The 20,509-nt window shown below is 74.0% G+C and carries 16 protein-coding genes; 8 read left to right on the top strand and 8 right to left on the bottom strand.

Features of this window, described 5'->3' with window-relative positions; genetic code table 11:
- Window positions 1–146 precede the first annotated feature (146 nt).
- Entirely contained in the window at window positions 147–848 is a 702-nt protein-coding gene (locus AC2TEW_RS21740) for an SDR family oxidoreductase (protein WP_484624998.1), read from the bottom strand.
- A 108-nt stretch (window positions 849–956) separates the two neighbouring features.
- Between AC2TEW_RS21740 and AC2TEW_RS21735 the strand changes: the two genes are divergently transcribed.
- Window positions 957–1,526, top strand: a complete 570-nt coding sequence (locus AC2TEW_RS21735; RefSeq protein WP_484625023.1) for a TetR/AcrR family transcriptional regulator — start codon at window positions 957–959, stop codon at window positions 1,524–1,526.
- A 27-nt stretch (window positions 1,527–1,553) separates the two neighbouring features.
- Here AC2TEW_RS21735 and AC2TEW_RS21730 read toward each other — a convergent pair whose 3' ends face one another.
- Both AC2TEW_RS21730 and AC2TEW_RS21725 read right to left on the bottom strand, forming a co-directional pair.
- Window positions 1,554–2,663, bottom strand: coding sequence for a CaiB/BaiF CoA transferase family protein (locus tag AC2TEW_RS21730; RefSeq protein WP_484624997.1), 1,110 nt, complete (start codon window positions 2,661–2,663; stop codon window positions 1,554–1,556).
- Window positions 2,664–2,797: 134 nt separating this feature from the next.
- Entirely contained in the window at window positions 2,798–4,849 is a 2,052-nt protein-coding gene (locus tag AC2TEW_RS21725) for a TerD family protein (protein ID WP_484625022.1), read from the bottom strand.
- Window positions 4,850–5,148: 299 nt separating this feature from the next.
- Here AC2TEW_RS21725 and AC2TEW_RS21720 point away from each other — a divergent pair, with 299 nt between their 5' ends.
- Together AC2TEW_RS21720 and AC2TEW_RS21715 are read left to right on the top strand one after the other, a co-directional pair.
- Complete coding sequence (locus AC2TEW_RS21720) at window positions 5,149–7,884, top strand: SpoIIE family protein phosphatase (protein ID WP_484624996.1); 2,736 nt, start codon at window positions 5,149–5,151, stop codon at window positions 7,882–7,884.
- 239 nt (window positions 7,885–8,123) lie between these two features.
- Window positions 8,124–10,472 carry a helix-turn-helix domain-containing protein gene (locus AC2TEW_RS21715; protein ID WP_484624995.1) on the top strand — a complete coding sequence of 783 codons (2,349 nt, stop codon included), beginning with the start codon at window positions 8,124–8,126 and terminating at the stop codon, window positions 10,470–10,472.
- Window positions 10,473–10,507: 35 nt separating this feature from the next.
- Here AC2TEW_RS21715 and AC2TEW_RS21710 read toward each other — a convergent pair whose 3' ends face one another.
- Complete coding sequence (locus tag AC2TEW_RS21710) at window positions 10,508–11,338, bottom strand: alpha/beta fold hydrolase (RefSeq protein ID WP_484624994.1); 831 nt, start codon at window positions 11,336–11,338, stop codon at window positions 10,508–10,510.
- A 356-nt stretch (window positions 11,339–11,694) separates the two neighbouring features.
- On the opposite strand from AC2TEW_RS21710, the gene AC2TEW_RS21705 reads away from it, so the two are divergent.
- Window positions 11,695–13,164: a dihydrolipoyl dehydrogenase family protein gene (locus AC2TEW_RS21705; protein WP_484624993.1), complete on the top strand. Its 1,470-nt coding sequence runs from the start codon at window positions 11,695–11,697 to the stop codon at window positions 13,162–13,164.
- A gap of 30 nt (window positions 13,165–13,194) precedes the next feature.
- Here AC2TEW_RS21705 and AC2TEW_RS21700 read toward each other — a convergent pair whose 3' ends face one another.
- Window positions 13,195–13,602, bottom strand: coding sequence for a RidA family protein (locus AC2TEW_RS21700; RefSeq protein WP_484624992.1), 408 nt, complete (start codon window positions 13,600–13,602; stop codon window positions 13,195–13,197).
- A 94-nt stretch (window positions 13,603–13,696) separates the two neighbouring features.
- Here AC2TEW_RS21700 and AC2TEW_RS21695 point away from each other — a divergent pair, with 94 nt between their 5' ends.
- Window positions 13,697–14,077: a winged helix-turn-helix transcriptional regulator gene (locus AC2TEW_RS21695; protein WP_484624991.1), complete on the top strand. Its 381-nt coding sequence runs from the start codon at window positions 13,697–13,699 to the stop codon at window positions 14,075–14,077.
- An 89-nt stretch (window positions 14,078–14,166) separates the two neighbouring features.
- A complete protein-coding gene (gene pip / locus AC2TEW_RS21690; RefSeq protein WP_484624990.1) occupies window positions 14,167–15,126 on the top strand; it encodes a prolyl aminopeptidase in 960 nt (319 codons plus the stop codon).
- A gap of 56 nt (window positions 15,127–15,182) precedes the next feature.
- On the opposite strand, the gene AC2TEW_RS21685 is transcribed toward pip, so the two are convergent.
- The 3 genes from AC2TEW_RS21685 to AC2TEW_RS21675 form a co-directional block, all read right to left on the bottom strand.
- Window positions 15,183–16,211, bottom strand: a complete 1,029-nt coding sequence (locus AC2TEW_RS21685) for an ABC transporter permease (RefSeq protein WP_484624989.1) — start codon at window positions 16,209–16,211, stop codon at window positions 15,183–15,185.
- Complete coding sequence (locus AC2TEW_RS21680; RefSeq protein WP_484624988.1) at window positions 16,208–17,839, bottom strand: sugar ABC transporter ATP-binding protein; 1,632 nt, start codon at window positions 17,837–17,839, stop codon at window positions 16,208–16,210. Before AC2TEW_RS21680 ends, AC2TEW_RS21685 begins: the two co-directional genes overlap by 4 nt.
- A gap of 90 nt (window positions 17,840–17,929) precedes the next feature.
- Window positions 17,930–18,970 (bottom strand): substrate-binding domain-containing protein, encoded by a 1,041-nt coding sequence (locus AC2TEW_RS21675; RefSeq protein ID WP_484624987.1) that lies wholly within the window; start codon window positions 18,968–18,970, stop codon window positions 17,930–17,932.
- Window positions 18,971–19,355: 385 nt separating this feature from the next.
- On the opposite strand from AC2TEW_RS21675, the gene AC2TEW_RS21670 reads away from it, so the two are divergent.
- Window positions 19,356–19,739 carry a sortase-dependent protein gene (locus tag AC2TEW_RS21670; RefSeq protein ID WP_484624986.1) on the top strand — a complete coding sequence of 128 codons (384 nt, stop codon included), beginning with the start codon at window positions 19,356–19,358 and terminating at the stop codon, window positions 19,737–19,739.
- A gap of 76 nt (window positions 19,740–19,815) precedes the next feature.
- Entirely contained in the window at window positions 19,816–20,400 is a 585-nt protein-coding gene (locus tag AC2TEW_RS21665) for a class F sortase (RefSeq protein ID WP_484624985.1), read from the top strand.
- Window positions 20,401–20,509 lie beyond the last annotated feature (109 nt).

Raw genomic sequence — 20,509 nt, 5'->3', positions numbered from 1 at the left:
AGGGCGGGACGGGCGGAGCCGAGCGGCGGGGCTGCCGAAAAGATACCCGCCGTCACCCGGCTCGGGCCCGTCCCGGCGTCCGCGATCAGCGCCCCGGGAGCCGGGAGCGGGGAGCCGGGAGCCGGGGGCCGGCCCGCCCGGCGGCGCTACCCGGCGAGCTGGGGGTAGAGGGCGCCGAGGTCGGCCGACAGGCCGGACTTGACCCGGCGGGTGAGCTCGTCGGCGATGACCTCGTACGCGTCGGCCTCGATCCCGTCGAGTGCCTGCTCGGCGACGGCGTGCGGGGAGGACTTGGGTGCGTCGACGCCGGCGGCCATGTCGGTGTCGAGGTAGCCGACGTGCAGGCCGGTGACGTTGATGCCGCGCGGCTTGAGGTCCAGCCGCAGGGAGTTGGTCTGCGACCACAGGGCCGCCTTGGAGGCGCTGTAGGAGCCGGACAGCGCCACCCAGGAGAGCACGGAGTGGACGGTGAGCAGGTGGCCGCCGCCGTTGCGCTCGATGATCGGCACGAACGCGCGGGTGGTGAGCAGCGGGCCGTAGAAGTTGGCCTCGAACTCCCGCCGGACGTCCTCGACCGGGGAGTCCAGGAAGGACGCGCCGACCAGGCCCGCGGCATTGTTGACCAGGATGGTGACGTCCTGGGCCCGCTCGGCCGCCGCGGCGACCGATGCCGGGTCGGTGATCTCCATCGCCAGCGGCACGGCGTCGGGGTGGGTGACGGTCCGCGGGTCGCGGGCGGTGGCGTAGACCTGCTTCGCGCCCCGGGCGTACAGCGCCTCCACCAGGGCCTTGCCGAGGCCGCGGCTGCCGCCGGTGACCAGGACGTTCGCGCCTTCGATCGTGGTCATGACCGTTCTCCCTCAGATCTGGAAACCGATCGGTTTCCTCCGTTTCCCTCAAGGTATACCGATCGGTTTCCAAACGGCAAGGGTTCGCGTAATCTCGGGAGCATGACCATGGACGAAGGCGTGAAGGTGTCCGCGCGGGAGCGCCTGCTGGACGCCGCGGCCGGCCTGTTCTACCGGGAGGGCGTCGGCATCGGCGTGGACGCGCTGTGCCGGGCGGCCGGGGTGTCCAAGCGCACCATGTACCAGCTGTTCGACAGCAAGGACGAGGTCCTCGCGGCGAGCCTGGAGCGGCGCAGCCCCGCCTACCTGGCGCTGACCCTGCCCGACGAGGACGACCCCCGGCCGCCGCGCGCCCGCATGTTGCACGTGTTCGAGCGCCTGGAGGCGCTGGCCGCCGCGCCGGAGTACCGCGGCTGCCCCTTCGTCGCCACGGCGGTCGAGCTCAAGGACCCGGGGCACCCGGCCAGCCTGGTCGCCCGCCGCTCCAAGGACGCCCTGACCGCCTTCTTCCACCGCGAGGCCGCCCGGGGCGGCGCGGCCGACCCCGAGACCCTGGCCCGCCGGCTGACCATCGTCTTCGACGGTGCGGGCAGCCGGGCGGTCGTCCAGGGGCAGCCGCTGGACGGGCTGGCCGTGACCACCGCGAACGCCCTGTTGGACGCGGCGGGGGTGGCCTGAGCGGGTGGCCCCGGCCTGCGCGCGGGTTCAGCCCTCGCCGAGCCGCGGCGGGGCGCGGTGGTAGCGGGGCGGGGTGACGGACATCGTGATCGGGTTGGCCACCTGAGGCGCCGCGCTGCCCGGCACCGCGACGGCCGGCTCCAGCCCGAGCGCGGCGGCGAGGCCGAACGCCTCCCGCACGTCGTTGATCGGGCCGGCCGGCACCCCGGCCGCGCGGAACAGCGCGAACCACTCGTCCGCGCCGCGCGCCGCCAGCCGTTCCGTCAGTTCGGCCGCCAGCGCCGTCCGGTGCGCGACCCGGTCGGTGTTGTGCGCGAAGCGCGGGTCGTCGGCCAGCGCTTCGCGGCCGACCGCCTGCGCCAGGGCCCGGAACTGCCGGTCGTTGCCGACGGCCAGCACCAGCGGGCGGTCCGCCGTCGGGAACACCTCGTACGGGGCGATGCTCGGATGGCGGTTGCCGAGGATGCCGGGGACCACGCCCGCACCGAGGTACCCGGAGGCCTGGTTCACCAGCGACGACAGCAGCGTGGACAGCAGGTTGACCTCGACCAGCTGCCCCTGCCCGGTCCGGTCCCGGTGGCGCAGCGCGGCCAGGATCCCGGCCAGCGCGTGCACCCCGGTGAGGACGTCGACCAGCGCGACCCCGGCCTTGGTGGGCTCGCCGGGGCCGGGCCCGGTGACGCTCATCAGCCCGCCGACGGCCTGGACCAGCAGGTCGTAACCGGCCAGCGCGGCGCCCTCGCCCGAGCCGAAGCCGGTGATCGAGCAGTAGACCAGGCCGGGTCGTACGGCCCGCAGGTCCCGGTAGCCGAGGCCGAGGCGGTCCATGGTCCCGGCGCGGAAGTTCTCCACCACGACGTCGGCCCCGCGCACCAGCTCGAGCGCCCGGCCGAGGTCCCGGCCGTCGCGGAGGTCGAGCACCACCGAGCGCTTGTTGCGGTTGACGGCGTTGAAGTACGTCGCCTGCCCGTCCGCGTCGAACGGCGGGCCCCAGGCCCGGGTGTCGTCCCCGGTCCCCGGCCGTTCGACCTTGACCACGTCCGCGCCGAGGTCCGCGAGCATCATGGTGGCGTACGGGCCGGCCAGCACCCGGCTGAAGTCGGCGACGACGATGCCGTCCAGGGCACCAGCGGTCATGCGCTCCTCCTCGGTCCTGGCGGCCCGGTGACGGCGTCCGCCGGTCGAGCCTAGGCGTATCCACCGGCCCGCCGGGGCGGCCGCGCCGGGCGTCCTCGGCCGCCGAGCACCGGCGGGTTGCTGTAGGTGGGCTGCTACGGGCGGCGGCCCGGCCGGTGGTCCAGGCAGGCGACGATCCCGGTGTGGAACCGGGCGACGGCGGCGTCGACGCTCCGGATGAAGCCGGACTCGGCGTTGCCGCGGGTGCTGCCGACGCCCTTGGACAGGGACAGCCGGAAACCGGTGATGCGGGCGGAGTCCTTCGGCAACAGGTCGCCCGGCTCGGGCCGCAGCTTCTCCAGGGTGCCGCGCGGGCCCGGGCCGGGCCCGTCGGTCAGGGTCTCGACGTGCAGATCGGCCGGTGCGTCGGCGAGCTGCCGGACCAGGCGCTTGGCCCAGCTCAGCGGATAGCCCTGCTCGGGCGCCGGAACCTCGATGGAGGTCCGCAGCCGCCCGACCCGCAGATCGGCCACGATCGCGATGGTGCCGATGACGTCCTCGACCCGGATCGCTGCGTGCAGGCGCCCGTCAGTGCAGAGCCCTTCGGCGAGAGCGGCACGCCGTGCCCGGGGATCGTCACCGCGGCGGGCCCGCTGCACGGGCAGGACCGTCACACCCAGCTCGCCCCCGAGCTGGAGGCACACCTGCCGGATCAGCCGCTCCCAGCTCTCGACGACCTGGGTGGCCCGCTCGTCACCCGGGGTCAGCGTCTCGTCGTCGATCCCGTTGCGGACCGGGACCCACGCCGGGCCCATGTTCTGGAAGCCGTGGCAGCCGGAGTTGTCGTGCTGCAGGTAGTGCAGCAGCTCCTGCAGCAGCCAGGCGTGGGCCGGGTTGCCGACGCCCTCGTGCCGGATCAGCATCTTCGCCTGGTACGCGACCTCGGCCCAGGACAGGTGCCAGAGCACCACCTTGTGCTTCCGCCGGCCGTCGACCTTGACCGGGACGAGCGGGCTGCCTTCCAGGGCCACGTCGTTGGAGAGCGTGATCACCGCCTCGTAGCCGCGCCGGGCGGCGATGTCCATGTAGTCCTGTACCTGCTCGGGTTTCAGCGGATTTCCGTTGGTCTTGCTCTCCACCAGGGCGGTCCACAACCGTCCGGCACGTTCGACCCTGATCACCCCATCGGGCCGCTTGGGAGACTCGCCGTGGGGGAGCGAGACCTCCGTGAAGGTCTCCATCCGTCCGGCGGGTGCCCCGAACGCGGCCGTGAGTCGACGGCCGAACTCCGGCACCTGGGCCATCACCGAGAGCAGGACCGAGGTGGCCCGGACCTCCCGCTCCCGGTCGCTCTTGAGCGTCGTGGCAGGGAACAGCCGGGCCGAACGCCAGGCGTCGTTCTCGGCCAGCGACTTCTTCGGCTGCTTCGGCAGCGTCACCTTCTTCTTGGCAGTGCGCAGCCGCTTGGGCTCGGCCGCGGGCGACGGTGCGGGCGAGGCCGGTGCGGGGATGAAGCTCCCGGTACCCGGCGCACCGTCCGGCGCAATGACAGGCACCGTCTTCGGCGCGGTGTCCGGTGCGGCAGGACCGGGGAGTTCCCGGGAGAGCGCCGACGGCGGTGGCGCGTCCGCCGCGGCCTCCGGCTCGGACGCGGGGGCCTCGCTCTCCGCGTCGTCGTCGATCTCGATCCCGAAGTCCGTGGCGAGCCCCGCGAGCCCGGTGTCGTACCCCTGCCCGACGGCGCGGAACTTCCACTCCTGGCCGCGCCGGTAGATCTCGCCGAAGACGAAGGCGCTCTCCACGCCCGCGTCGGTGATGGAGAACCTGAGCAGCTGCTCCCCGCTGCTGTCGGCGAGGCCCAGCCGCAGGTCGTCCAACTGCCCGAACTCGGCCCGCTGGTGGCGGCTGGCTGCGATCACCAGGCGTTCGACGCCTTCGGGTACGGCGGTCAGGTCGAGCTGGATGCGGTCCTCCGTGCCTGCCTCGGTCGGAATCTGTCCGAGGAGCTGCACGCTGCCGTCTGCGGCCGTCGGGTTGTTGTAGAAGTAGAAGTCGGTGTTGCTCCGGACCTTGCCGTTGCCGGCGATCTGCAGGACGGAGACGTCGGCGTCGCCTTCGCCGGTCGGACTGTTCCACCCCAGGCTCACGATGAGGGAATCGGTGCTCTCGCCCAGTGTGGCCAGTCCGACGTTCGCACCCTTGACCATGTCCAGCACTGCTGTCCCCCACGCCAAACCGGGCTGGGCGCCAGGAGCGCGCACAGCCGTTCCACCTCGGTCCCTGCCCTCGGCGGAGCGTCTCCGCGGGGCTGCTCGGAGCCTAGTCCGCTGATCGTTGCCGTGGAGGAGTTATGAGCGGATTGTGTGCACGCAATCGGAGGGCTTCGCGGGCCGGAGACCCCGGTGCGTGTCCGGAAGGTCGCCCGCTGCAGCCGCCCGGCCGCTGCCGCACCCGGCTGCGCTCCGGCTTCGTGGTCGGGTCGCCTTCGCGGTGTTAGAAATGACGCATGGTCGAACGCGTCGGCCGATCCCGGAGAGTGTCGGACCGGTCGCTGGTGGCGAGGGGCCGGCGCAGTGTGGCCGGTCAGGTCTTCGTGCTGCAAGTGGTCGTCGTGGTGCTGCTGGTCGTGGGGGCGATCCTGTCGCTGCTGCTCGAGGCGCGCGGCAACAGCGAGGCGGAGGCGAAGAACCGGTCGGTCGCGGTCGCCGAGACCTTCGCGCACTCGCCCGGTGTGGTGGACGCCCTGCAGTCGCCCGATCCCACGGCCGTGCTCCAGCCGCTGACCGAGGCGGCGCGGGGGCCCGCGGGCGTCGACTTCATCGTGGTGATGGACACCAACGGGATCCGCTACACCCATCCGCTGCCCGACCGGATCGGGAAGCGGTTCGTCGGCACCATCCAGCCCTCGCTGGAGGGCCGCGTCTACACCGAGAGCGTGCACGGCCCGCTCGGGCACGAGGTGCAGGCCGTGGTGCCGGTCACCGACCCCTCCGGCACGGTGGTGGGCCTGGTCTCGGCCGGGCTGAAGGTCAAGAACGTCGACACCGCCGGCGACCGGCAGCTGCCCGTCATCCTGGGGACCGGCGCCGCCGCGCTCGCGGTGGCCACCGCCGGCAGCGCCCTGATCGCCCGGCGGCTGAAGCGCCAGACGCACGGCCTGGGCCCGGCCGAGATCACCCGCATGTACGAGCACCACGACGCCGTGCTGCACGCGGTCCGCGAGGGCGTGGTCATCGTCGGCCAGGACAGCCGGCTGCTGCTGGCGAACGACGAGGCCAAGGAGTTGCTGGGCCTGCCGCCGGACGCCGAGGGCCGGAACCTCGCGGACCTTCGGGGCCTGGACGCCGAGGTCGCCGAGCTGCTGCTGTCGGGCCGGGTGGCGACCGACGAGATCCACCGGGCGGGCGGCCGGCTGATCGCCGTCAACCAGCGCCCGACCGGCCGCCAGCGCGGCTCGCTCGGGACCGTCGCGACCCTGCGCGACTCGACCGACCTGCTGGCGCTGAGCGGAAAGGCCGAGGTCGCGGGCAAGCGGCTGGAGCTGCTGTACGAGGCCGGGGTCGGCATCGGGACGACCCTGGACGTCGGGCGGACCTCCGAGGAGCTGGCCAGGGTCGCCGTCCCCGCCTTCGCGGACTTCGTCACCGTCGACCTGGCCGACCCCGTGCTGCACGGCGACGAGCCCACCAGCGCCGGCGTCGACCTGCGCCGCACCGCGGTCCACGGGATCCGCGAGGACCCGCCGTTCTACCCGCCCGGCAAGCTGATCGCGTTCCTCGCCTCGACGCCGCAGGCCCGCGGGTTCGACAGCGGCAGCTCGCAGGTGGTCCCCGACCTGTCGGTGGCGCACGGCTGGCAGGCCCAGGACCCGGAGATGACCCGGCGGATCCTCGACTACGGGGTGCACTCCCTGATCACCACCCCGCTGAAGGCCCGCGGCATGGTGCTGGGCGTCGCCAACTTCTGGCGCTCGCAGAAACCCGAACCGTTCGACGACGAGGACCGGTCGCTGGCCGAGGAGATGGTCGCGCGGGCCGCGGTCAGCATCGACAACGCCCGCCGGTACACCCGCGAGCACGCGATGGCCGTCACCCTTCAGCGCAGCCTGCTGCCGCGCGCGCTGCCCGGGCAGAACGCGCTGGAGGTCGCCCACCGCTACCTGCCCGCCCAGTCCGGGGTCAGCGGTGACTGGTTCGACGTGATCCCGCTGCCCGGCAGCCGGGTCGCGCTGGTGGTCGGCGACGTGGTCGGCCACGGCCTGCACGCCGCGGCCACCATGGGCCGGCTGCGGACCGCGGTCCACAACTTCTCCGCCCTCGACGTACCGCCGGACGAACTGCTGAACCACCTCGACGAGCTGGTGAACCGCATCGACCTGGAGGAGGCCGACGGCGACATCGGCTCCGGCGTCACCGGCGCCACCTGCCTGTACGCGATCTACGACCCGGTGTCCCGGCGCTGCGACATGGCGCGGGCCGGGCACCCGCCCCCGGCGCTGGTCCACCCCGACGGCAGCGTCGCCTTCCCGGACCTGCCCGCCGGGCCGCCGCTGGGCATCGGCGGCCACCCCTTCGAGACCGCGGAGCTGTACCTCCCCGAGGGCACCCAGATCGTGCTGTACACCGACGGCCTGATCGAGGAGCGCACCCGGGACCTCGACGTCGGCATGGAACTGCTGCGCGCCGCGCTCGCCGACGGCCACCGGGAGCCGGAGGACAACTGCGACCAGGTGCTGGACGCACTGCTGCCGGAACGGCCGCAGGACGACGTGGCGCTGCTGATCGCCAGGACCAAGGTGCTCGACCCCGGCCGGGTCGCCGAACGGGACGTGCCCTCCGACCCGTCCGCCGTCGCCGACGTACGGCTGTGGGCGCAGCAGCGGCTGGCCGAGTGGGGGCTGGGCGACCTGGCGTTCGAGACCGAGCTGGTGATCAGCGAACTGGCCACCAACGCCATCCGGTACGGCTCCCCGCCGGTGCGGATCCGGCTGCTGTACGACCGGTTCCTGATCTGCGAGGTGGCCGACGGGAGCGACACCTCGCCGCACCTCAGGTACGCGGCGACCACCGACGAGGGCGGCCGGGGCCTGTTCCTGGTGGCCCAGGTGGCGAAACGCTGGGGCACCCGCTACACACCGCAGGGCAAGGTCATCTGGTCGGAGCAGTCGCTGCCCGCCTCGGTCGGCCGCCCGGCCGGCGACCGCACGGCCGTACCGGCGGCCCTCCCCGCCGCCTCGCCCTGACCCGGGCTCCCGCCCTGACGCGTGCCCTTGCCCTGACCCGGGCTCCCGCGCTGACGCGGGCCCTCGCGCTGACATGGGCTCCCGCCCTGACCCGGGCCCTCGCGCCGACCCGGGCTGACGCGATGTCACGGTGGGGCCCGGGGTGCGAGGGTGCACCCGTCGCTGCGTTGCCGCGCCCCGTCCGGGGGGCCGTAGGCTCGTCCCCGTCCCGTCATGATCAAGAAAGGGTGCGAGCAAGGGTGCAGCCGCAGACAGAACCGTTCGGACCGCTGCTGCGCGGCCACCGGCGCAGGGCCAACGCCACCCTGGAGGAACTCGCCGAGCGATCGGGGGTCAGCGCACGGGCGATCGGCGACCTGGAACGGGGCCACAGCCGCCGCCCCCAGATCCGTACCGTGCAGGCGCTGGCCGACGCCCTCGCGCTGGACGGGGACGACCGCGCCGCCCTGGTGCGGTCCGCCCGGGCCGGACGGACCGCCACGAGCGGGCCCAACCTGTGCGAACTCCCCGACGCCGTGGCCGACTTCGTCGGACGGCAGGTGGAGAGCGACTGGCTCGCCGGCGGCAGCGCGACCCCCACCGGACCGCGGGTCGCGATCGTCTCCGGCCCGCCGGGCGTCGGCAAGACCGCGCTGGCGGTGGTGACCGCCCGCCGGGTGGCCGGGCAGTACGCGGACGGCTGCCTCTTCCTCGACCTGCGCGGACTGGACGCCCGCCCGGTCGAACCGGCCCACGCCCTGGTGCGGCTGCTCAGGGCACTGGGGACGGGCGACAACGACATCCCCGTCGACACCGACGAGCGGCGGAACCTGTACCGCGCCCTCGTCCGCGACCGGCGGATCCTGCTGGTGCTGGACAACGTCGCCCACGAGGGGCAGCTGCGCCCCCTGCTGCCCGGGCGGGGCCGGGCCGAGGTCTGGGTCACCAGCCGGCGCGCCCTCAGCGGCATCGAACACGCCAGGCGGCTGCCGCTCGGCCCGCTGCCCGCCGGGTCCGCGGCCGAGCTGCTGGCCGCGATCACCGCAGGCGGCCCGGACGTCCCGGATGGCGAGCACAGCCCCGGCGGCAAGCACGGCACGTACAGCGCGGCGCTCGCCGACATCGCGGGCCTGTGCGGCAACCTGCCACTCGCCCTGCGGATCGCCGGGAACCGGCTGCTCAGCCGCCCCTCGTGGTCGGCGCGGGACCTCGCCGACCGGCTCGCCGCCGAGGACCTGCGGCTGGACCGGCTCACCGCCGGCGATCTGCACATCCAGACCGCGTTCTCGCTCTCCTACGAGCAGTTGGCCGGACCGCAGCGCTCACTGTTCCGCCGGCTGGCGCTGGTCCCGGGACCCGACTTCGGGGTCGAACTGGCCGCGGTCCTGGCCGAACTGCCCGCGCACCGGGCCGAACCGATGCTGGACGAGCTCGTCGAACTGGGCCTGCTCGTCCCCACCACGGACGACCGGGCCGCCTTCCACGACCTGATCCGGCTCTACGCGACGAAGCGCCTGCACGACGAGGAGCCGGCCGAGCTGATATCGGCGGCCCGGGAGCGCGCCGGTCGCTGGCTGCTGGACTCGGCCTGCGCCGCCGGCGCCTGGTTCGAGCCCGACGGGGGCCGGGCACCCGCCACCGACGTACCCGCCACCGGCACGGCGGTCGCCACCGGTACGGCGGCCGGTGCCCCGGTGGGCGTCCTTGCCCCGGACAGCCGGACCGCGGCGCTGGCCTGGCTGCAGGCGGAGAGCCACAACTGGTTCGCCGCGCTGCGGGAGGCCGCGCGGACCGGACACCACCGGCTGGTGGTCGACGTCGCCGAGGCCATGCACTGGCTCTCGGACTGGTGGGTGCACTGGGGGCACTGGCACGAGGTCTTCGAACTGGCCCGCGCCGCCGCCCACGAGCTGGGGGACACCGCGGCGGAGGCCGTCCAGCTGAACTACCTGGCCTGGGCCCTGCGGGCCTGCCTGCGGGACGTGGCGGGCTCCGAGCGGCGGGCCCTGCAGGCGGAGGAACTGGCCCGGCAGTCCGGCGACCGGGTCCAGCAGGCGTGGGCCCTGCACTACGCCGCCGCGGCCGCCGGCGCCGCGCAGCGGCACGAGGACGCGCTGGAGCGTGACGACCGGGCGGCCGAGCTGTTCCGGGCGGCCGGCGACCGGGAAGGGCACCCGCAGGCGCTGATCTCCAAGGCCAACACCCTGTGCGAGCTGGGCCGGTCCGCCGAGGCACTCACCACGCTGCGCCAGGTCCTCACCCTGGTGACCGACCCGGACACCGCGCCCGCCCCGCACATCGCGGACTTCACCCTGATGAACACCTGGCGGCTGATCGGGACGGCGCACCTCGCCCTCGGCGAGCGGACCCAGGCCGCCGAGGCCTACCGGACCGCGCTGGCGACCGGCCCCCGGGTCCAGGTGCCCTATCTGCGCGGCCTGGCCTTGGAAGGCCTCGCCGGGCTTCTGCGCCAGGAGGGCGAGCACGCCGCCGCGCAGCAGGCCCTGGAGGAGGCGCACGCCATCTACACCGCCTCCGGCATGGCCGCGCGGGCGGCGGGGGTGGCGGCCGCGCTGCGGGCCGGGCCGCCGGGGCGGACGGGCGGCTGACCCGCCGAGGGCGGTCCCGGGAGCCCCGGGTGCGGTCAGGCCAGGAAGGCCAGCAGTTCGCGGTTGACCTCGGCGGCGTGGGTCCAGATCAGGCCGTGCGGCGCGGCCGGCAGGACGACCAGCTTCGCGCCGGCGATCCGCTCCGCCAGCGGGAGCGCGGTCGCCTCCAGCGGCAGGGTGCGGTCCGCGTCACCGTGCACGATCAGGGTGGGCACGTCGATCCGGGGGAGGTCCGCCCGGAAGTCGGTCTGCCAGGCCGCCACGCAGGCCAGGGTCGCCCGCGCCGACGCGCCGACCGCGACGTTCCAGCTGTACTGCACCACCTGGTCGCTGACCCGGTCGCCGCCCAGCACGTCCATGTTGTAGAAGTCGTGCAGGAAGCCGGTCAGGAAGGCCGGGCGGTCGGCGGCGATGGCCTGCTCGATGCCCGCGAAGACACTGCCGTCCACCCCGGCCGGGTTGTCCTCGGTCAGCAGCAGGAACGGCGGCACGACACCGAGCAGCACCGCCCGGTCGACCCGCTCGGACCCGTACCGCGACAGGTACCGGGTCACCTCGCCGGTGCCCATCGAGAAGCCCACCAACGAGACGTCCCGCAGGTCGAGTTGGGAGATCAGCTGGTGCAGGTCGCCGGCCAGGGTGTCGTACTCGTACCCGGTGTCGGGCCGGTCGGAGCGGCCGAAGCCGCGGCGGTCGTAGCTGATCACCCGGTGGCCGGCGTCCAGCAGGGCCGCGGCCTGCTTCTCCCACGAGGCCGCGTTGAGCGGCCAGCCGTGGATCAGGACCACGGGCCGGCCGGTGCCGTGGTCCTCGTAGTAGAGGCGGATCGGGGCGGAGTTCTCTTCACCCACGGTCAGGAAGGGCATGTCGGTACGCTCGTTTCGGCTGGTCGGGGACGGGGACCGGACACCACCCGGGCCCGCCGCCGGCGGCGCCGCGGTGGGGCGGCCCCGTCACCGTAGGCGGCCGGCGCGGCGCCGGATGTGCTCGGCGCGCACCCGGTGTTGCCGCCGCGGGAACGCCCGCCGCCCCACCCGATCGCCTCCCCGGCGCGGGAGTTGACCCACCGCGCACGGTGCTGTGCTCCGCGCGCCCGGACCCGGCCGAGGCCCGCTCCGACCGGCCGCCGCCACCCCCGGCGGGCTACCCTGGCCCCTCCGCACGACGGCCCCCGGCGCGCGGCCGCCGATCCCCGACCAGCCGTCCCCGCCGAGGAGTTGCCATGAACGACCGGACACCGCAGGACCCGCCGACCCCCGACCCGGGCCCGGCCGACACCTACGACGTGGTGGTGGTCGGCGCCGGCCCGGCCGGCGAGGTGCTCGCCGACCGGGCCGTCAAGGCCGGGCTGACCGCCGCGGTGGTCGAGGCCGAACTGGTCGGCGGCGAGTGCTCGTACTGGGCGTGCATCCCCAGCAAGGCGCTGCTGCGCCCGGCCGCCGCCCTCGACGCGGCGCGTTCGGTGCCCGGCGCCCGGGAGGCGGTGACCAGTTCTCCCGACCCGGCGGCCGTCCTCGCCCGCCGGGACGCGTTCGTCTCCGGCTGGAAGGACGACGGGCAGGTCGCCTGGCTCGACGGCGCCGGAATCGACCTGGTCCGCGGACGCGGCCGACTGCTCGGCGAGCGCCGGGTCGAGGTCCGCGACCCGGCGGGCGGACGCCGGGTCCTGACGGCCCGCCGGGCGGTGGTGCTGGCCACCGGCAGCGCCGCCGCGCTGCCGGCGGTCGAGGGCCTGGCCGGGATCGGGGCGTGGACCAGCCGGGAGGCGACCGCCGCGGCCGCCGTGCCCGAACGGCTCACCGTCATCGGCGGCGGCGTGGTCGCCTGCGAACTGGCCACCGCCTGGAGCTCGCTCGGTTCGCGGGTCACCGTGCTGGTGCGGGGCACCACCCTGCTGGCCGACTGGGAACCGTACGTCGGCGAGGAGGTCGCGGACGGGCTGCGGGAGCTGGGCGTCACGGTCCGCTTCGGCGTGCAGGCGGTGCGCACCGCACGGACGGACGACGGGGTCACCACCGAACTGGACGACGGCTCCACCGTCACCGGCGACGAACTGCTGGTCGCCGTCGGCCGTCGGCCCCGCACGGACGACCTCGGCCTGGAACACGTGGGCCTGGAACCCGGATCCTGGCTGGAGGTGGACGACAGCTGCCGGGTCACCGGGGTGCCCGGCGGCTGGCTGTACGCCGTCGGCGACGTCAACGGCCGCGCGCCGCTCACGCACATGGCGAAGTACCAGGCGCGGGCCTGCGCCGCCGCGATAGCCCGGCGGGCGGCCGTGGGCGACGCCCCGCTCCCGGGCGGCCGGCGCCCCTGGTCGGCGATGTCCGACCGGGACGCCGTACCGCAGGTGGTCTTCACCCGGCCCGAGGCGGCGTCCGTCGGCCTCACCGAACTGCGAGCCCGCCGGGCCGGCCTGACGGTGCGCACCGCCGAGTACCGGATCGGCGACGTCGCGGGTGCGGCGCTGCAGGCCGACGGCTACCGCGGCCGCGCGAAGCTGGTCGTCGACGAGGACCGCGGTGTGGTGGTCGGCTGCACCCTGACCGGCCCCGACTCCGCCGAGCTGATCCACGCCGCGACCGTCGCCGTGGTCGGCGAGGTGCCGCTCGAGCGGCTGTGGCACGCGGTCCCGTCGTTCCCGACGGTCAGCGAGGTGTGGCTGCGCCTGCTGGAGGCGTACGGGCTCTGACCCCGGGCGCCCCGGGCGGGGAGCGGCCGCTCAGTCGAGGACGGCGGTGGCCTCGACCTCGACCAGGTGCTCGGGGACGTCCAGGGCCGCGACGCCCAGCAGGGTGGCCGGGGGGACCGGGGTGACCCCGAGCCTCGCGGCCGCCCGGGCGACGCCGTCCATCAGCAGGGGCATCTTGTCGGGCGTCCAGTCGACGACGTGGACGGTCAGTTTCGCCACGTCGTCGAAGGAGCCGCCGACCTCGGCCAGGGCGGTGCCGATGTTGAGGTAGCACTGCTCGACCTGGGCGGCGAGGTCGGCTCCGCCGACCGTGGCCCCGTCGGCGTCGCAGGCGACCTGCCCGGCGACGAAGACCAGCTTCGACCCGGTGGCGATCGCCACCTGCCGGTAGGCGTCGGCCTTCGGCAGTCCGCCGGGGTTCACCAGAGTGATGGCCATGTCCGTGTGCTCCGCTCTCTTGTGGTTACCCAGGAACCGTAGGAGAGTGTGCGGCGACATGGAAGAACGCACTTTTCAGTGACCGAGGAACCAGATGGTGACCAAGAAGCTCAGGGATCCGGCCGACGAGGCCGACCTCAGGCGGGCGGATTCGCTGGGGCGGGAGATCTTCTCGGACATCGCCAACAAGTGGGCGCTGCTGATCATCGAGGCCCTGGGGGAGCGGACGCTGCGCTTCGGCGAGGTCCGGGACGAGATCGAGGGCATCAGCCACAAGATGCTCACCCAGAACCTGCGCATGCTGGAGCGCAACGGCCTGGTCGAGCGCACGGTCCACCCCGTCGTACCGCCGCGGGTCGAGTACACCCTCACCGGGCCGGGCCAGGCCCTGCGGGTGACGATCGACGGACTGTGCGACTGGACCCACCGGTACGTCGGCCACATCGACGCCTCCCGCCGGCGCTTCGACGCCTGACCGGCCGCCGGACGGATCGTCAGAGTGCCCACCGGGCAGGGGAAAAACCAGGACGGGCGGCCGAGTCCGGCCGCGTAGGATCCTCCGTCATGGTTGATCTCTATCCTCCGACCGAACCCTACGACAGTGGATTCCTCGACACCGGGGACGGCAACCGCATCTACTACGAACAGCTCGGCAACCCCGGCGGCAAGCCCGCGCTGGCCGTCCACGGCGGCCCGGGGTCGGGCGCCTCGAGGCGGCCGTCGAGGGCCTGGGACCCGGACTGCTACCGGCTCATCCGCTTCGACCAGCGCAACTGCGGCCGCAGCACCCCGCACGCCGCGGACCCGGCGGCCGACATGAGCCTGAACACCACCCAGCACCTGATCGACGACATGGAACGGCTGCGCGAACACCTCGGCATCGAGAAGTGGCTGCTCAGCGGCGGCTCCTGGGGTGCGACGCTGGTCCTGGCCTACGCGCAGCAGCACCCCGCGCGGGTCACCGAGATCACCCTCCAGGCGGTGACGACCACCCGCCGCGCCGAGATCGACTGGCTGTACCGCGGCGCCGGGCGGTTCCACCCCGAGGCGTGGGACCGGTTCCGCCAGGGCGTCCCCGAGGGCGAACGGGACGGCGACCTGCTCGCGGCCTACGCCCGGCTGATGGAGAACCCCGACCGGGCGGTGCGGGAGAAGGCCGCCGCCGACTGGCTCGCCTGGGAGGACGCGGTCATCTCGGACGAACCCAACGGGCAGCCGGGCATGTACAGCGACCGCGAGGTGGACGAGCAGATCGCGTTCGTCCGGATCTGCGCCCACTTCTTCAGCAACGGCGCGTGGCTGGCGGAGGACCAACTGCTGCGGGGCGCCCATCTGCTGGCCGGGATCCCGGCGGTGCTGGTGCACGGCCGGCACGACATGGGCAGCCCCGTGCAGACGGCGTGGGAGCTGGCCAAGGCGTGGCCGGACGCCCGGCTCCGGATCTTCGAGGACTCCGGGCACGCCGGCAGCCTGGCGATGCAGGAGGCGGCCCGGGCGGCCGTCGAGGAGTTCAAGCACCGGTGAGCCCCCGCGGGCCTCTGCCGTGACAGGACGTCACGGCAGAGGCGTGCTGGGCCCGGTCAGCCGGGGAGGCCGACTGCGCGTTCGCCGCTGCGGCGCTGCTGGATGACGACGGCGACGACCAGCAGGGTGCCCTGGGCGACGTTCTGCCAGAAGGCGTTGATGCCCTGGACGGTGAGGCCGTTCTCCAGGCAGCCGAGCAGGGCGACGGCGAGCAGGGTGCCGCCGATGCCGCCCTTGCCGCCCTTGAGCGCCGCGCCGCCGAGGGCTGCGGCGGTGATGGCCTTGAGTTCCAGGCCCTCGCTGCCGGAGGTGGGCTGGCCGCTGCCGGTGCGGGCGGTGAGCAGGATGCCGGCGACCGCGGCCACCGTGCCGATCAGGGCGTAGACGGCGATCAGGTACTTGTTGATGTTGATGCCGGCGAGGCGGGCGGCGGTGTCGTTGCCGCCGATGGCGTAGAGGTTGCGCCCGATGTCGGTGTACTTGAGCAGCAGGTGGGCGGCGAGTGCGGTGAGGATGAGGATCCACACCATGATGGGCAGGCCGGCGATCTTGCCGCGGCCGAGGAAGACGAACACGTCGTCGTTGAGGACGTAGCCCTGGGCGCGCCCGTCGGACAGGAGTTGGGCGAGGCCCTTGTAGGCGGCGAGGCCGGCCAGGGTGGCGATGGTGGGGTTGACCCGGCCGTAGACGATGACCAGGCCGTTGAGGGTGCCGATCAGCAGGCCGACGGCGACGGCGGCGGCCATGCCCGCGAAGGGGTTCGCGCCAGCCGAGGTGAAGGCCATGGCGCTGACCACGGACGCGACGCCGGCCTGGGAGCCGACCGAGATGTCGAGGCCGCCGCAGATGATGACGACGGTCTGGACGACGGCGAGCAGGCCGGTGATGGTGGCGGCCTCGGCGATCACCTGCATGTTCGACACGGAGAGATAGTTGTCGTTGAGGATCCCGAACAGGGCCAGTACGGCGGCCAGGGCGCCGATCAGGCTCAGGTTCTGCCCGCCGACGGCGGCGAGGGCGGACGGGCCGGTGCGGACGGCGGGCCGGTCCTTCGCGGCGGGCCGCGGGGTGGTGGTGGCGCTCATGAGGCTGCTCCAGGGGCGGGGGTGGTCGCACTGAGGTCGTCGGCCATGGCCAGGGCGAGGATCGCTTCCTCGGTGGCCCGGGCGCGGTCGAGTTCGCCGGTGATCCGCCCGCCCTGCATGACGATGACGCGGTCGGCGAGGCCGAGTACCTCGGGCAGCTCGGAGGAGATCACCAGCAGCGCGACGCCCTCCTCGGCGAGGTCGGCGATGATCTGGTAGATCTCGGCCTTGGCGCCGACGTCGATGCCGCGGGTGGGCTCGTCCAGGATCAGCACCTTGGGTTTGCGGGCCAGCCAGCGGGCGAGCACGACCTTCTGCTGGTTGCCGCCGGAGAGCTTGCGTACCTCGTGCTCGACCGACGGGGTGCGCACCCGCAGCCGGTCGGCGTACTGCTGGGCGAGCGCCCGCTCGGCCCCGCGCCTGACGAAGCGGAAGCGGCGCAGCCGTTCCAGGACCACCAGCGAGGTGTTGTCGCGGATCGAGCGGTCCAGGAACAGCGCCTGGGCCTTGCGCTCCTCGGGGGCGAGCCCGAGGCCGGCCCGGATGACGGCGCCGGGCCGGCCGGAGGGCAGCGGGACGCCGTCCAGGGTGACGGTGCCGGAGTGCACGGGCAGGTCGCCGGCCAGGGCGAGGGCCAGTTCGGAGCGGCCGGCGCCGATCAGCCCGGCCAGGCCGACGACTTCGCCGGCCCGGATCTGCAGGCTGATGTCGCGGACGTGGTCGGTGGTCAGGTCGCGGACGTCGAGGACCACGCGGTCGGTGGCGACGTGCTCGCGCGAGAACATCGCGGACAGGTCGCGGCCGACCATCAGCCGGACCAGTTCGCCGTCGTCGGTCTCGTCCGCCGCCTGGACGCCGACCAGTGCGCCGTCGCGCAGGACGGCGATGCGGTCGGCGAGTTGGAAGATCTCCTGCATCCGGTGCGAGACGTAGACCACGGCGATGCCCTGGTCGCGCAGGCGCCGGATCAGCGCGAACAGCGCGTCCACCTCGTGCTCGGACAGCGAGGACGTCGGTTCGTCGAAGGCGATCACCTTGGCCTCGCCGGTCAGCGCCCGCAGGATCTCGACCAGTTGGCGCTGGGCGGGGGTGAGCCGCGAGCCGGGCAGGTCGGGGTCGAGGACGCCGGCGAAGCCGAGCCGTTCGAGGTCGGCGGTGATGCGGCGGCGCAGTTCGGCGCGGTCCAGCCGGCGGCCGGCCCGGCGCGGCAGCGCACCGGCGTAGACGTTCTCGGCGACCGAGACGTGCGGGATGATCTCGGGTTCCTGCGGGATGATCCGGATTCCGGCGGCCCTGGCCTCGGCGGGTGACCGCAGGTCGACCGGGGAGCCGTCGACCAGGACGTGACCCTCCGTCGGCTGGTGGTCGCCGCTGAGGATCTTCAGCAGGGTGGACTTGCCAGCGCCGTTCTCGCCCATCAGCGCGGTGACCCGGCCGCCGGGGAAGTCCAGGGTCACGCCGGTCAGCGCCTGTACCGACCCGAACCGCTTGCCGACCGCCCGGACGCCGGCGGCGGCGCGGCCGGCCGTGGCGCCCGGTCCTGCGGAGTCCGGCCCGCCGGTGTGCGGTGCGCCGTCGCGGCCGGTGGGCGGGCGGGGATCCGGGCCGGAGGAGCGCGCTCGACTCATGGTGGGTCACCTCGGAGGGGTTTCGCGGGAGGGCGGGGCGAGGGCGCCGCCCCCGGCCCGGGTGGCGGGACCGGGGGCGGCGGCGGACCGTCAGCTGCAGGTGACGCCGGAGGACTTCCAGGTGGCGGGGTCGACCATGGTGGTGGGGGCGAACGCCTCGGCGGGCATCTCCTTGGAGTTCTTGAGCTTGTCGTACATCGTCTGGACGGCGAGCGCACCGACGTCCTTGCCGTTGATGAACAGCGCGGCCTTCATCCCGGAGGGCTTGTCGCCGCTCCAGTCCTTGCAGGCGAGGTACGCGCCGAGGCCGACGCCGATGACGTTGTCGGCCTTGAAGCCGGCGTTCTCCAGTGCGGTGACGCCGCCCTGGACGTTCTCGTCGTTGCAGCCCCAGACCACCCAGTGCTTGACGCCGGGGTTGGCGGTGACGGTGGCGGCGATCTTGTCCTGGGCGCCGGTGGGGGTGTTGTCGGTGGCGACGTCGATGTTCTGCACGCCGGGGACCGCTGCGTCGAACGCCGACCGGGCGGCCTTGACCCGGTCGCCGCAGACGGTGACGTCCTGCTTCCAGGCGGAGATGATCCGGGTGTCGGCGGCGTTCCAGCCGGCCTTCTGGTACTCGGCGGCGGCGCGCTTGCCGACCTCGCCGCCCATCTGGGCGCCGCTGAAGCCGATCCGCGGCACCAGGCCGGCCTTGTCGCAGGCGGCCGGGTCGGGGCCGGTGGCGCAGATCTGGTCGTCCGAGGTGAGGAGCGCGACCTTGGCGTCCTTCGCGCTCTGCACCACCTGCGGGCCGACCGCCGGGTCCGGGACCACGATGATCAGCCCGTTGCTCTTCTGCGCGATGGCGGAACGGACCTCGCTGACGGTCTTGTTGGCGTCGTTGCCGAGGTTGACCACCTTCAGGTCGATCCCCAGCTCCGCGGCCTTGGCCTTGGCCCCGGCGGCCTCGCCGATGAAGTACTCCTGGTCGCCCTGCTTCTGGAGGTACGTCAGCGAGATCTTGCCGCTGACCGGGGCGACGTCGCCGCCGCCCTTGCTCTCCTGGCCGGTGGAGCACCCGGTGGTCACGCCGAGTGCGAGCAGGAGGCCGGCGGCGGCGAGCGAACGGCTGCGGGACATGCGGAACATGAGGGCGCTCCTTGTGCGGGTGCCGAGGGGGTGGGCCAACAGCGGGGGAAAACCGATCAGAACTCAACACGTTCAAACGCGATGAGACATATGACACTCCCGTGACATGGCCAGCGTCAAGGGGATCGGATGGCCGAGATCCCCTTGTGACGTTCGGTGGCATCCGATGCACGCCAACGGGACCGGCGGTGACCGCTCTTGACGGTGCATCGATCGGCGGCGCGGGTCCGGCGGCCACCGGCGGGCGCGTTGCGGACGGACTGTTACAGAGCCGGCCGGTGGCCGTTACAGAGCCGGCCGTCCACCGTGAGGTGCGCTTCCTAACGTCTGCCCTACCAACTCCCGGCCACCGGGCCGGGGGTGGTGAGCACTCGGAGGAACCTCCATGTCAGGTACCACGACCGCCCGTCACGCGGTGCGCCTCGCCCTGGTCTGCGCCGGCCTCGCCGGCGCGCTGTCCGTCTCCGCCTCGGCGGCGTTCGCGGACGGGACGCCGTCCGCGGTCCCGTCCGCACCCAGCGCCGCCGCCCCCACGGCCCGCCCGTCGGTCGCACCGTCCGCCGTCCCGTCCGTCGCGCCGACCGCGGCGGCCGGGCACGGCGCCGGCGCCCCGCAGGTGCGCGACGTCCCCAAGGGCGGCGCCCAGACCGGTGAGGGCAGCACCGGCCCGTCGACCGCCGCGCTCGCGGGCGGCACCGGGCTGGCCCTCGCCGGTGTGACGGGCATCGGCTTCGCCGTCGCGCGTCGCCGTGCCGGCGCACGGGGCTAGCCGGCACCGCCGCGTCCGGCGCCCCCTGTGGGCGCCGGCCGCGGCGGTCGGCGCACTGAGCCTCACCCTCGGCGTCGTGGTGGTCGCCCGCGGCTCCGACCACCCGCCGGTCCGGATCGACACCGCCCAGCAGGCACCGGCCGCGTCCGGCACCGCGGCGCCCACCACCGGCACCACCGGCACCACCGGAACCGCGGGCACCACCGGCACCGTCGCCGCCCCCGTCCGGCTGTCGATCCCCCGGATCGGGGTGGACGCCCCCGTACAGGGCGGCGGACTCAACCCGGACGGGACCGTGGAGGTCCCGCCACTGGACCGCCCCGACCTGGTCGACTGGTACCGGGGCGGCCCCGCGCCCGGCCAGATCGGCCCCGCCGTCCTGCTCGGCCACCTCGACACGCACAAGGGCCCCGCCGTCTTCGGACGGCTGCCCCAGCTGCGGCCCGGTGACCGGATCGACATCCGCCGCCAGGACGGCAGCTCGGTCTCCTACCGGGTCCGCGAGCTGCGGCAGTTCGCCAAGGCCGAGTTCCCCACCGAGCTGGTGTACGGGAACACCGAGAACGCCCAGCTCCGGCTGATCACCTGCGGCGGCACCCTCGGCAGCAACGGCCACTACACCGACAACATCGTGGTCCTCGCCGACCTGGCGACCCCCTGACCACCGCCCCTGACCACCGCCCCTGACCACCGCCCCGACCACCGGCCCCGACCACCGGCCCCCGGGACGGCACCCGCCGACGGGTGTTGCAGACTGGACCACCGACCCG

It is taken from the genome of Kitasatospora sp. NEAU-CNBT7 (assembly GCF_057220535.1).
This window is presented reverse-complemented; position numbering and strand designations above follow the sequence as displayed.